A 12,905-nucleotide genomic window follows, 5' to 3' on the forward strand; every position below is an offset into this window, starting at 1 on the left:
CTTCTCTTACCCAATAACCCGTTAGTCTGCTGTTGACACGCGGACATTCTTCTTGGGAATGCCGTCCAGCCCGTATTCAGCGTCATAGGCTTCAAAAATCTTCCGGGCCACCGGCGCTGCACTTAGCGCTCCAAAGCCGCCTTCCGGAATGATTACCGCCACCGCCAGCTTGGGATTCTCCCGCGGGGCATAGGCAATGAATACCCCGTTGTCGCGGATTGCACCATAGGCTTCCATCTCTGAGGTTCCCGTCTTACGGGCAAAATCATACGGAAATCCGTCAAACGCCTTCACTGCCGTATTCATCCCCCGCTTGACCTCCTTCCAATACGAAGGGGCAAACGAGACCGTATTCAGCACTTCCGGGCCAAACTCTTTAACCGTATTACCTTCGGCATCTGTAATCCTGCTAACCAGCTGCGGCTTGAGCCGCTTCCCTTCATTAGCCAGCATGGCCGTATACTGGGCAAGCTGCAGCGCCGTGTATTTCCCCTTCTGTCCGAAGGAGGCGTAGACCATTGCCGATTGCACAGAGCCGGCACTTTCCGTATCGAGGTAGTCGGCAACTCCGGCGCTTTCACCGGGAAGCCCGCTCTGCGTGGACACTCCTAGACCGAAGTCTTTCAAATACTTATCCCATACCCTGACAGAGTCACCTTGATACTTCTTATACAGAGGGTTACCGATCATATCAATCATAAAAGCATTGGAGGATTCCTGAATGGCCTCCGCAGGACTGAGTTTGCCCAGCACATGACCGGAAGAATTTCTCACGGACGAGCTGTCATTTTTGCCGAAATAAGCAATCCCTTTGTCCTGATAAGTATCGCTGGTAGTGAATAAACCTTCATTCAAGCCAATTAATACGCTTAACGGTTTAATCGTTGAACCAAGGTAAATCAGTGAGGGCAGGCCATTGCCGGAGACACCGGAGGAAATCTGGGTAATGGTGCCGTTCCGGTAAAAATCCTCAATCTTCTCGTACACTTCCGGCTCCAGCCTCTCGGTATTCCAGACATTCGTATCATAGTCCGGCATATTGGCCATGGCGACAACGTTGCCCGTATCCACTTCCATCGCTACGGCGTACCCGGTAAGTGCGGCAGTATGGGTTTTACCCTGTACCGGATTGTGATGCAGCCATGTGAGCTGATCTGCAATCGCCTGCTCCGTCTGCATCTGCACCTTCTTATTGATCGTTGTCCAGATATCGTGGCCCTTGACCGGCGGAACTGTAGCGACAACTTCCCTGGCCATATTCTGCGCATTCACCGAGAGGGTCAGATAACCGTTCTTGCCTCTAAGCTCACGCTGGTACTGCTGCTCCAGACCGTAAATGCCGACGAATTCGTCCTCCCTGTAGCTCAGCCCCGGGTCGGCCCCTGTCTGCTTCATGGCATGACGGATATTCTTATATAGATTGTAGTCCTCTGTGAACTTGAACAGCTTCGTAAACCCTACGGTCTGAACGGCCACGGTATCCTTGTCGTAATGGCGCAAGCTCTCCTCCACTACCGCTATCCCCGGATAGCGCTCCCTGTTCTCCAGCAGATGGGCGACCTCTTCCAGCGTCAGGCCCGTCTTGATCTTACGCGGCATATACCCTGGCGATTTCTTGTAATCGAGGTCCAGTGAAGCAAGAATTTCCTCCTTGGCAGGCTTCTTGGCCGCAGCGGGATCTCCATACTGTTCAAAAACCGAGGCCAGCCGGTCCACCAGCGAAGCAGTCAATGCCTTGGCTTCCGCCGTGTATTCCAGCAAGCCGGTGTCCTTATTCTTGGCCCTGGCCGTATATTCCTGGGTTAACGTGATATACAACGACTGAACCGGGGTGGAGTAGGCAAGCTTCTCACCGCCCGCTGCAAGGATGTTACCCCGGATTGCCGCCAGCGGAACATCCTTCGTCTCACGGCTGGATTCCGTCTCGGTAAGCTCTGCACCCTCCACAAACTGAAGTCCTGCCAGGCGGATCATAATGATTACAAAAATAAAAAAAGTGCCGAAGAAAAACAGATTAATCCGTAAGCTCACCGAGTTGCGGGTCACCTGATCATCCGGGCGGGAGCCCGGCCTGCCGAACCATTTCACAGCAAAGTCCTCTCCTTATTTCATTTGCATATGTTTGTTCTTAACCTATCGGCAAAGTGCTCTTCTTACCCGCTGCTATTGTACCATAGATGAAAGAGCCCCTGCTTCCACCTCAAAGAATATTCTCCTTGATATGGGTGGTATCGAAATCCTCCGGATTAAACCAGTCCCCGCTGCTGGCCCAGGTCGAATCGAGCGGAATCCAGGTCTTGCTGCCGCTGAGGTAGACCTCATTCCAGGCATGGGGGCCATAGCTGCCCTGGCCGTCGTAACCTTTGCCGGTAACTACCCGCACCTGAAGCCCCTGTGAACGGGCCATCATCGCATAGAGACGCGCGTAGTCAATACACACCCCTAGTCTTGTATCAAAAGTCTCCTGCGGGGTCTGCTCCTTCCAGATCCGCCGCTGCTCATAGTTCTCGGCCTTGCTATAGTCGTAGGCAATGCGTGAGCCAATCCAGTCATACAGCAGCCGGGCCTTCTCTTCATCCCCGTCAGCCTGTCCGGCAATATCCTCGGCTGCACCGGCAATATCCGCCGATATATCATGATCAATCACTTCATATTTGCGGCGCAGAATATCGCTCATCTCTGCAGCTACCGCCTTGGTCAGCACCGGCAGCTTCCCTCTGACCTGTTCCCCGGCCAGCGGCTCAAATACCGCCTGCGCACTCTGGCTGTAGATCGGCGAGGACTGCACATAACGGCTGAAGGTGCTGTCCGGGCTTAAGGCCACGCTGATATAGAGGACGAAGACCACAACCAGCGCCCGGGCAACCCCGGCGGCGGCCCCAAGGACCGCTCCGCTTAACCGGCTGGCGCCTGTGATTCGGCCGGACGCCCCTCCAGAGAGACGCGGCAGGCGGCCGGGCAGCAGCAGGAACAGCAAGGACAGCAGCAGCCGGATCAGGCTGTAGCACAGCAGAAGCAGCAGCATAAACCGCACAACCGGCGAATTCGTCAGCACGGATACCCCGGTATAGTAGATCTGCTGCCATTGGCTTAGCTTGGCATCCGGCAGAGTTATCCCGGCTGCCCAGGCTGCAACTTCGGGGGAGAGATAGACCGCTGCCGGAACCGCCATGACCAGCGAAGCTGCGGTTAATAGTCCTGAGCCGAGCAGCCCGAACAGCCCTCCGGCAGCCCGCCGGAAGCCGCGGGCCCAGCCCTGGAGGGCGGAGAAGAAGACCACCACCAGCAGAATTATCGAGATGATATTGGCTTCACTTAGACTCTCGATCCAGCTATTCAGCATCTCTATCCCTCCTTCTGCTGCGGATCACAATGATTGCATTGCACGGTTATTTGCTGCTCTGATGCTTCCGGGCTTCATCAATGAAGCTCTTGGTGGTATCATTCACGCTCCATTTGCCCAGGCTGACTCCGCGGAAGATCACCTCCACTTTGTCCTCTGCGGCGGAGCCCTTCACTTCCAGATTCGGTGTAGTGATGGTGAAGGTCCCGTCACCGCCTGAGGTATACACCGCATCCTGCGCTTCCTTGAGCATGACCTCCTGCGCTTCTTTCTTCAATGTGCTGACCGTTCCGTCCGCCACTTGGTTAACGGCATTACCGATCTGGTCCATAGTCACTCCGCTATAAATGAACAGCCCCGCAACAATAACGATAACAATAGCCCATTTCAGCACCGTCTTCACCAGGTTAATAACGGCAAACAGCAGGACGAGCGCAATAACAATAACCAGCCAATTCTCTCTAATAAACTGTGACCATACTTCCGGATTCATCAATTTCACAACACCCCAATCGCAAATTTCGCCACTCATTACATAAATAATAATTATTATACATGAATACCTCTTATAATTCATGGTTACCGGATTGCCGGAACGCATACAGACCCGGGCCAAGAAAGTGGTATAAGCCCCCTCAGGCGCACGTAAAGTACAAGTAGGCCGTATCTTCCTGCCGGACCTGTCCGCGTGAGACCCGCCGGCCGCTTACCCATTTGGAGGTGATATCTGTGAAAACCGCACTGTGGCTGTATCTGTTCCTCTTCCTGGCCTTCTTCGATCTGCATGCCCAGTACCCGATTCTGACGCCATTTGCCATCTCTCTGGGAGCGGGCCCAGCCTTCATCGGCTGGATGATGGGCATGTATTCGCTGACCCACCTCCCCGGCAATCTCCTGGCAGGTGTCCTCGTTGACCGCAATGGCAGCCGCCGCTATATCGTCTTTGCGCTTACCGCAGCAGGAATCATCCTGCTGCTTCAGGCACACGCCCAGCTGCCGTGGCATCTGCTGCTGCTCCGCGCAGCGAGCGGCTTCGCCCTGGCCTTCCTCTCACCTGCCTGTATGACCCTGCTGGCCTCGCTCTCTTCCAATCCGGTGACTCAGGGCAAATACATGTCGGGGCATGGCATCATCCACACGCTGGCCTCGGTGGTCTCACCGGCCGCCGGTGCCTTCATCGTAGCCAAAGCCGGATATTCCGGCACCTTCAGCACCTTGGGCTGGCTGCTGATCTTCACCGGCGTGATGGCCTTCTTCAGTGTGCCGAAGCATGCTCCGGCGCTGGCGGTACAGAAGCCTGCTCTGGACGTGCAGCAGAAGCTGGCTGCGCCGCCAGACGGCTCCCTTGCCCCGGCTCCTGTGTCGAAGCGCTATTATCTGCTGCCCTTCTTCGTCTCCTGCTCACAGGGCGTGCTCTTCTTCGAGCTTCCCCTTTCGCAAGGGGCGGACGGCATCATGTCCACAGGCATTCTGCTCTCCCTGCTCAGCCTGGGAGCGCTTGTAACCCTAAGCCTGTTCTTCCTGAACCGCTTCGAGCCGGGCATCCGTATTGCCGCCGCCCTGCTGTTCATGGCCATCTGCTTCTTCAGCCTGGCCGCCTTCCGCAGCCTTCCTGCCGGAGCGGTGCTCTTCCTGCTCGGCGCAGCCAAAGGGATCTTATTCCCCGCTATGGCCTCGCTGTTCATCAGTCTGGGCGGGGGCGGGCGGCTGGGCCGCACCTTCTCGCTGCAATCCATCGCCATGTCTCTCGGGGCCTTCGCCGGGCCGGTAGCGGCCGGACAGCTAAGGGGCTATGTCTCCCCTTATTTCATCGCCTTCCTCCTGCTGATGACCGCCCTTCTGCTTCTGCCGCCGGGCCGGCCGGGCAAGTTAGCCGCCTACGCCCCGGACTGGAACGGCCATGCTGCCTGAGGATTAGCCCCGATTCGCCAGCAATCACCCGCATTTGTCCCAGCGGGTGATTGTTTGCTGTGCGGGGATATTTTTTACGACATTTCCCGGGGAATGAATACATATTGTAGTACGCTTACTGTTAAAAATAGCGAAGCTTAGGTACAATAAGCTCATATCAACCAGATCCGGGAGCTGAATGCTGATGTCCATCACGATTATTGTAGAAGGCAAGAATGACCGGAGCCGGCTGAGACGCCTGCTTCGTCCGGAAGTTGACATATTGTGCACCTTCGGCACCCTGAACACTCTTAAGCTGGAGTCGCTGCGCAACACGATCCGGGACGGGGAGGTCTACCTTTATATGGACAATGACAGCTCGGGCAAAAAAATCCGCGGCGTGCTGAGCGACGCTTTTCCCGATGCAGTACATATGTATACCCGCAAGGGGTATGCCGGAGTCGAGGGCACGCCTGATGAATACAACATCACCCAACTTGAGAAGGCCGGGCTTGAGGAATACATTATCTATCCGCAGCCTTACGGCCAGGAGCATGAAGGGTAATTAATGGTGTGAACCTCGCAGCTTATCATGTGGACACCTGGGCGTGTGGGCCAATGGTGTTGGCGTTTGGCCCACACGCCCAAGCAACGCCGAATGTAATCGGTTTTTCGCATATATTCCCCATCTCAAAAAAAGAGCGTCCCAGGCAACCATTCACGGCTGCAGGGACGCTCTTTCTGTGCAATTCACTATTCACGCGCCAGCTTCTTCACAGCCTTAGCCAGGAATTCCGGCGTCACATTCTCCGTGTCCCCGGCATCATATAGACCCCGAAGCTGATTGTTCTTATCCACCAGCCCGATCAGGTTGGCGTGGGCGAAATCATCCTTGCTCGTGCCGTAGATCAGCACCTTGAAGGAATCGGCCGCCAGCTTGCGCACCTGCTCCTGGTCTCCCCGCAGGAAATACCATCCGTTATAATCCGCATGGAACTTGTCGCCGAACGCCTTAATCGCTTCCCGTGTGTCATTCTCCGGGTCGAACGAGATCGAGACGAACTTGACATCCTTGCCGAAGCTGCCGTCCTTAACCAGCAGATCCTGCGTCTCGGACAGCATATAAGTGGTAATAGGACATACATCCGGGCATACGGTGAAGAAGAAATAGACCAGTCTAGCCGTACCTTCCGTGTCCGCGAGCCGGATCTGCTTGCCGTCCACATTCTCCAGGGAGAAGTCCTGCACCTGCCCGATCACCGGCAGCTTCTTCTCTCCGAAGCCAAAGGATTGCACGGCCAGAAAGACCGCCATAATCACTGCAATCAGCAGAAGAAGCCAGGTCCATTTGTAGCGTTTCAGGGTCTGCACAGGACAACCTCCCATAATTCAAAGAATGAGTACACTAACTAAGGGGCCGGAGCCGCAGGAGTGTTATACGTGAATCGTATTCAGCACCAGGGCGATCAGGCTGAGTGTCAGATAATTAATGGAGAACAGGAAGTTTTTCTTGGCCCAGGCATCATCATCCTTCGCCTTCAGGCCGATTAAGGTTAAGTAGAGCCAGGCAACCGACAGAGCCAGCGATACAATCAGATAATAAATGCCTGCATAATCATAGGCGTACATCAGCACAGGTACCGGAAGCAGCAGCGCCACATAAGGAATCATCTGGAACTTGGTGCGGCGCGTCCCCTTCACTACCGGAAGCAGAGGGAAGCCTGCGGCCCTGTACTCCTCCTTGCGGCGGATGCCGAGCGCCCAGAAGTGGGGCGGCTGCCACAGAAACAGCATGGCGAACAGCAGCCAGGCTCCAAGATCCACCTTCCCTGTAACCGCCACATAGCCGATGACCGGCGGCATAGCCCCGGAGATTGCACCTACCGAGGTGCTCCAGGTGGAGGTTCTTTTGAGCCAGAGGGTGTATACTACAACATAAACGAACATGCCCAATACACCGAACCATCCGGCCAGCATACCGCAGAAGATGAACAGCACCGCCAGCCCGGCAATGCCGAGACATATGCCGTAGACCAGTACGGTTCCCGGCTTCAGCCTGCCTGTAGGCAGTCCGCGTTCCCGGGTCCGTTCCATTTTCATATCGAGATCGCGGTCAAAATAATTATTGAACACACAGGCCGAGGCCATCACCAGCATGGTGCCGAGCAGCGTCAGCAGCAGGCGGCCGTACTGCACCTCCCAGCCTGATGCCACCCAGTAGCCAGCAAATGCAGCGATCAGATTGGAGCGGATGATGCCCGGCTTCGTTACGGTAATAAAGTCACGCCAGCTTGCGCCTTCCGGCGATTTGGCGGACATGGATGCGGAATCAGAAGCTTGGTATCTTAATTGATTGTCCACGTGTGGGGTTCCTCCTTCTAGGGAACTTCTAACCTTCCGCCGGAGCATGAGTGACCATCCGGTGATTGGATAATTTTACTCGCTCCGCTGTTAACTTTATCATAGCAAACTAGGAAAGACTTTGACAATCATTGACCATGATGTTCATTAATTCGACAATTACGTGACAACACTTAATTTCCTGCCCCCTAAATAACTAAGTACAAAATTGGGTAGTTATTAATAGGGAACTTCCGTACAAAGGAGATCTGACCAATGGATACCGCTACACATTTTGTTATGGGACTTGGGCTTGCCGGTCTGTCCTTCGTCGATCCTGCCGTCGCTTCCAGCGGGACACTTGCCGGAGCGGTCATGGTAGCCACTGTACTGGCTTCTCAGGCACCGGATGCCGATACCGCCCTTCGTCTGAAGGATAATGCGGTATATATCCGCAACCACAGGGGAATCACCCATTCTCTGCCCTTTCTGCTGCTGTGGCCCGCGCTGATTACGGTGGTCATCGGACCCCTCTTCGGGCTGACAGACCTGCATAGCCTGAGCCACATTGCGCTCTGGAGCTTCATCGGCGTGGCCGTGCACGTCTTCACTGATCTGTTCAATACCTACGGGACCCAGGCCGCCCGCCCGTTCACCGAGAAATGGATCGCCTGGAACATCATTCATATCTTCGATCCGTTCATCTTCGGCAGCCATGCTGCGGCGATTATACTCTGGATCACCGGCATCGTGCCGCCCGCTCCCTTGTTCATTACGCTGTACGCCAGCATCGTCTTGTACTACATCTGGCGGACGATGGTCCATGCGCGAATTACACGCAGTATTAAGAACAAAGACGTTCATCATGATGCCGGAGACCGTTATATTGTGATACCGACCATCTCGCCGACCCGCTGGAATGTGGTCAAAGCCAAGCCCGACGGCAGCTACAATGTCGGGTCGCTGAATAACGGGCGGCTGGAATGGTTCAAGCATGCGGTGTGCTCCACTCACCCTGCAGTCGAACATTCCAAGGCTCACCCCGATATTCAGGCGTTCCTGTACTTCACCTCATCTGCTGTTGCCGAGGTTGAAGAGCTGCCCTCCGGTTATATTGTACGCTGGGGCGATGTCCGTTATTTACACCGCAAGCAATTCCCGTTCGTTGCCGTGCTGGTCATGGACCATGAGTACCGTCCGCTGAATACGTATGTCGGCTGGCTCAGCAGCGAGAAGCTTGATGAGCGGTTCGCCATTGATCCCGGAACAGTTAAGCTGTAGCAGGAATGAACTTCATATCAGCTATCAGGAAGTGAGGAGCCATCCCGTAAGCCGTGCTGTGGCGGCCAGGGGTGGCTCCTTCTGTGCTGGTGTCCTTCCCTTGACGTCTGGATGAGCATAAGGCACAATCTACAATAAAAGTGGATTCCTCTTCTGAACATAAAAATGAACATTAAAAATCCCGGCAGGCCAAAAAGCACACCGGGATTCATTCGATCGCTATTGCAGCAGAAAGGAAGGCTGGACAATGGGTAAAGGTCTGTCACTGTGGTTCGCCTGCTCTTCAATTCTTATTCTTACCGCCGCTTCCATCTCCATCAGCTACAATATCTGGCTCGCGCTGCTGCTCGGCTTCCTGTGCGTGATGAACATCGGCTGGGGCTTCATCGTGAAGGCCCGCCTGAGACGCAAGGCCGAGAGCAAGCAACCCTCTTCTTAACGGAGAGGCAGGAAGCCCATCCGCTCCTTCACCTCCGCCAGCGTCCGGGCAGCGTTCTCGCGCGCACGCTCGGCACCCTGCGCCAGAATATCGGTTAGCATGCCGGAGCTGCGGATCTCCTGGTATCTCTGCTGCAGCGGTTCAAGGAGCGCAACCACTACCTCGCCCAGCTCCTTCTTGAAGCCGCCGTACATCTGGCCTTCGTACTTGTCGGCAATCTGCTGCAGGCTTAGCCCGGAGCACTCGGCATAGATGCTCATCAGATTGCTGATCTCCGGCTTATTTGCCGGATCGAAGACGATCTCGCGTCCCGAATCAGTGGTGGCCCGGCTGATCTTCTTACGGATGACATCCGGCGGGTCCAGCAGGCCGATCCGGCTGCCGGCATTCGGGTCGCTTTTGCTCATCTTCTTGGTTCCGTCGTCCAGGGACATAATCCGCGCCCCGACCTCAGGGATGTAAGGCTCAGGAATGGTGAAGAAATCACCAAACCGGTGATTGAAGCGTCCCGCCAGGTCGCGGGTCAGCTCCAGATGCTGCTTCTGGTCTTCTCCCACCGGCACCAGATCGGCATTATAGACCAGAATATCCGCTGCCATCAGTGCGGGATAGACGAACAGACCGGCTCCTACCGATTCCTTGCCGGCTGATTTGTCCTTGAACTGGGTCATCCGTTCCAGCTCGCCCATGGCTGTCAGTGTGGTCAGAATCCATCCCAGCTCCGCATGCTGCGGCACATGGGACTGCATATAGACATGCGCGATAGAAGGATCAATCCCTGCGGCCAGATACAGTGCGGCTACCGACTCGGACTGCTCGCGCAGGGCTGCCGGGTCCTGAGCTACTGTAATTGCATGGAGATCGACCACCATGAAGAAGCACTCGTACTCTTTTTGAAGCTTGACGAAATTCTTGATCGCCCCGATATAATTCCCGAGGGTCAGCGAGCCGCTGGGCTGAATGCCTGATAATACTTTTTTCATCCTCTTATCCTCCATCATCTTAATCTGGATCATACCTTTGCGCAGTACGCAAAAAAGCCCCACATCCGCAAGGGACGTGAGACCGTGGTACCACCCTTATTCGCTGCTGCCTGGCCCACGCAGGGTACAGACTAGCCGCCTTGGCTTCCGTTAACGGGGAAGAGCCGGCCGGTCTACTTAAGGCTTGCAGCCTGTTCGAGCGCGGCGCTCAAGGGTCCATTCAGTCAGAGGTGCACCGCCGGTTCACATCAGCCACCGGCTTTCTGGAGGATACAATCCCTGCTTACTTGTCCCTGTCATCACGTTGTTACCGTTATAGATGCATCCATCATAGTGCGAACCGGAGAAGTTGTCAAATCCCTAACCACCGCGGGATAAATCTGGTATGATATAGGTATTCGTGTGTGTGATCTGATTACAGTTTACCAAAGGAGCATATCTCTCATGAAACAGGTGACCAAAGGGCAGTGGAACGGTTATGATACGTATATTTTGCATAGCCGGGAACTCGAAGTCACGCTTCTGCCCCGGCTGGGCAACAACGTAATCTCGTTATGGGACAACATCAAGGAGCGGCAAATTCTCCGCCAGCCGGATGAGAGCGATCTGGACGCTTATCTGCAGAAGCCTTATCATTTCGGCATTCCCCTCCTTGTACCGCCTGGGCGCATACGCGGCGGGCAATTCGAGTTCAGAGGCACAAGCTACCGGTTCGACCGCAACGCGGGAGACCACCATATTCACGGGCTGCACCGCACCCAGTCCTGGTGCGTCAGCGATATCGAAGAAGACGAGGACGGCTGCGCGGTAACGACGGAATTCATAACCTCTGATGACCCCGGGTGGATCAGGCAGTTCCCGCAGCCGCTGAAGCTAGAGATGACCTTCCGCCTTCAGGATGCCCGGCTCCGGCAGACCCTGAAGGTCACCCACCTCGGCAGCGCACCCGTACCGTTCGGCGCGGGCTATCATACATGGTTCATGCTTGACGGCACACCCGGACGCTGGAACGTTACGCTTCCGGCCGAGTCGGTCTGCGAGCTGAATGAAGAGCTGCTCTCCAGCGGGCGCTTGCTTCCTCTAGGTGAATTAGGCAGCCTTCACAGCGGACTGAACCTGCAAGGCAAGAATCTTGACACCGTCCTGCACCTGGCAGAGCAGCAGCCAGCCGAGGCTGTGCTGATGCGCGACGACGGCTACGGGCTGCGGTATTCGGCTGACCGGAATCTTTTTGGCCACTGGATTCTGTATACCAAGGGAGAGGCAGACCAGTTCCTGTGCATTGAACCGCTGACCTGGCTTCCGGATGCCCCCAACCTTCCGCAGGATGCTTCCCTTACCGGGCTGATTACCCTTGAGCCGGACCAGACGATTGTGCTGGACAGCTCCTTGCAGATCATTTATCCGGAGTAGGTGAATTTCATATAATTACCATCCTATAAACCTTCAAAACCCGTGCATGAATTTCTCTCCCAGCGCTCATACTATCTTCACAACGGGCGAAGGAGGTGAACACACATGGGTATGGGTCAAGGTCAACAAGGTCGTGGTAGCCGTTCCAACAACCTGGTCGTTCCTCAGGCAAATGCAGCGCTGCAGCAGCTGAAATATGAAGCAGCTCAAGAGCTTGGAGTAACGATTCCGGCAGACGGTTATTATGGTAACTATACTTCCCGCGAAACTGGTTCTTTGGGAGGATATATCACCAAACGTCTGGTACAACTGGCAGAGCAGCAGCTCTCCGGTCGTTCGTAGTAGCAGTCTTATCTTTAAGATCCGGTTAAGCCGCGAGGCATAAACCGAGCAGCTTCACAGCCCTCCCGCGCTTCTCGTCGAAGCGCAGGGGGGCTTTTGTCTATGTAGGAATCGGCATAGTAATTACCCGATGGACTGGCCGGAGACATCCCCCCTGCTGCGCGGGCTGCGGATCAGCAGATTGGCCATGTTGTAATTGGATTCCAGCGTGGCGTCCACCACGATCATCCCCTGGCGGACGGCAAATTCGTAGCTGATCTCGCCGTGGGTCCACCTTTTCTTGTACTTCAGGCTCTCCAGAGCCATAACCCGGAAAGAGGATTGCTGCACCGGGGTCAGCCCTCCCTGCTCTGCGGAGAAGCTGCCGCTGCGTCCGGCAAGCGGATGATGGCGGATGCCGAATTTGCCGATGATATTGTTCCTGATCTGTACAAATACGGTCCCTGAATTCAGTCCTGACAATTCCTCCTGCAGCTCGTGAAACACGAGATCGATCTGTCTCGCCAGCGATAAATGTTCCGTCTTCACAACCATTTCCTCCTAAAAACGTCTTGTGGGTGATGCAGCCTACAGGCTCTGCTTCTCACAAAACTTGCTGTCCTAAGCAGTTGCTTAATTTTTGTGGGCAGAAGATCAGCTTAGCAGCGCTTATATAAGGCTTTAGGCTCATTATAGGATACTAATTAAGCATGCACAACATTATTCAACATAATTGGGTTATAATCCCTATAAATGCGCAATTTTCTTAAACCTATCGGCAAAATCCAAACTTTAATCGTCCTATTTCGACAAAAATACAACATTAAAAGACCCCTTTTCCGGGGTCTTTGCGCATTAACACATATTTTTTGTCTATTAAGCAGACGGTGAGCTG

At 54.8% G+C, this 12,905-nt stretch carries 13 protein-coding genes; 6 read left to right on the forward strand and 7 right to left on the reverse strand.

The annotated features are described in order from the left end of the window. Positions 1–21: 21 nt before the first annotated feature. The 3 genes from MHI24_RS10710 to MHI24_RS10720 all read right to left on the reverse strand — a co-directional run bounded on the left by MHI24_RS10710 (position 22) and on the right by MHI24_RS10720 (position 3,836). Entirely contained in the window at positions 22–2,088 is a 2,067-nt protein-coding gene (locus MHI24_RS10710; protein WP_340025618.1) for a penicillin-binding protein 2, read from the reverse strand. A 112-nt stretch (positions 2,089–2,200) separates the two neighbouring features. Then, a complete protein-coding gene (locus tag MHI24_RS10715) occupies positions 2,201–3,343 on the reverse strand; it encodes a transglutaminase-like domain-containing protein (RefSeq protein WP_340025619.1) in 1,143 nt (380 codons plus the stop codon). Positions 3,344–3,389: 46 nt separating this feature from the next. After that, a complete protein-coding gene (locus MHI24_RS10720) occupies positions 3,390–3,836 on the reverse strand; it encodes a hypothetical protein (RefSeq protein ID WP_340025620.1) in 447 nt (148 codons plus the stop codon). A 236-nt stretch (positions 3,837–4,072) separates the two neighbouring features. Here MHI24_RS10720 and MHI24_RS10725 point away from each other — a divergent pair, with 236 nt between their 5' ends. Both MHI24_RS10725 and MHI24_RS10730 read left to right on the forward strand, forming a co-directional pair. Then, on the forward strand, positions 4,073–5,254 hold the full coding sequence (locus tag MHI24_RS10725) for an MFS transporter (protein ID WP_340025622.1): 1,182 nt from the start codon (positions 4,073–4,075) through the stop codon (positions 5,252–5,254). A gap of 184 nt (positions 5,255–5,438) precedes the next feature. Next, the gene (locus tag MHI24_RS10730; protein WP_340025623.1) at positions 5,439–5,798 is read left to right on the forward strand and encodes a DNA primase; all 360 of its coding nucleotides are present in this window, start codon (positions 5,439–5,441) and stop codon (positions 5,796–5,798) included. A gap of 188 nt (positions 5,799–5,986) precedes the next feature. Here the strand turns inward: MHI24_RS10730 and MHI24_RS10735 are convergent, their stop codons facing one another. Beyond that, positions 5,987–6,604 carry an SCO family protein gene (locus tag MHI24_RS10735; RefSeq protein ID WP_340025624.1) on the reverse strand — a complete coding sequence of 206 codons (618 nt, stop codon included), beginning with the start codon at positions 6,602–6,604 and terminating at the stop codon, positions 5,987–5,989. Between the two features lie 63 nt (positions 6,605–6,667). Next, positions 6,668–7,594 (reverse strand): heme o synthase, encoded by a 927-nt coding sequence (cyoE, locus tag MHI24_RS10740; RefSeq protein ID WP_340025625.1) that lies wholly within the window; start codon positions 7,592–7,594, stop codon positions 6,668–6,670. A gap of 255 nt (positions 7,595–7,849) precedes the next feature. Here cyoE and MHI24_RS10745 point away from each other — a divergent pair, with 255 nt between their 5' ends. Beyond that, complete coding sequence (locus MHI24_RS10745) at positions 7,850–8,854, forward strand: metal-dependent hydrolase (protein WP_340025626.1); 1,005 nt, start codon at positions 7,850–7,852, stop codon at positions 8,852–8,854. A 247-nt stretch (positions 8,855–9,101) separates the two neighbouring features. Next, entirely contained in the window at positions 9,102–9,293 is a 192-nt protein-coding gene (locus tag MHI24_RS10750) for a hypothetical protein (RefSeq protein ID WP_340025627.1), read from the forward strand. Here MHI24_RS10750 and trpS read toward each other — a convergent pair. Continuing rightward, positions 9,290–10,276, reverse strand: a complete 987-nt coding sequence (gene trpS, locus MHI24_RS10755) for a tryptophan--tRNA ligase (protein WP_340025628.1) — start codon at positions 10,274–10,276, stop codon at positions 9,290–9,292. The two genes, MHI24_RS10750 and trpS, sit on opposite strands and share 4 nt — an antisense overlap. Before the next feature lie 444 nt (positions 10,277–10,720). On the opposite strand from trpS, the gene MHI24_RS10760 reads away from it, so the two are divergent. Both MHI24_RS10760 and MHI24_RS10765 read left to right on the forward strand, forming a co-directional pair. Continuing rightward, positions 10,721–11,689, forward strand: a complete 969-nt coding sequence (locus MHI24_RS10760; protein WP_340025629.1) for an aldose 1-epimerase — start codon at positions 10,721–10,723, stop codon at positions 11,687–11,689. A 111-nt stretch (positions 11,690–11,800) separates the two neighbouring features. Further along, positions 11,801–12,031: an alpha/beta-type small acid-soluble spore protein gene (locus MHI24_RS10765; RefSeq protein ID WP_238653684.1), complete on the forward strand. Its 231-nt coding sequence runs from the start codon at positions 11,801–11,803 to the stop codon at positions 12,029–12,031. Positions 12,032–12,154: 123 nt separating this feature from the next. Here the strand turns inward: MHI24_RS10765 and MHI24_RS10770 are convergent, their stop codons facing one another. Further along, positions 12,155–12,565: an O-methyltransferase gene (locus tag MHI24_RS10770; RefSeq protein ID WP_340025630.1), complete on the reverse strand. Its 411-nt coding sequence runs from the start codon at positions 12,563–12,565 to the stop codon at positions 12,155–12,157. Positions 12,566–12,905: the final 340 nt, after the last annotated feature.

The organism is Paenibacillus sp. FSL K6-1096, from assembly GCF_037977055.1.
In the GTDB taxonomy this organism is placed as follows: Bacteria; Bacillota; Bacilli; order Paenibacillales; family Paenibacillaceae; genus Paenibacillus_AQ.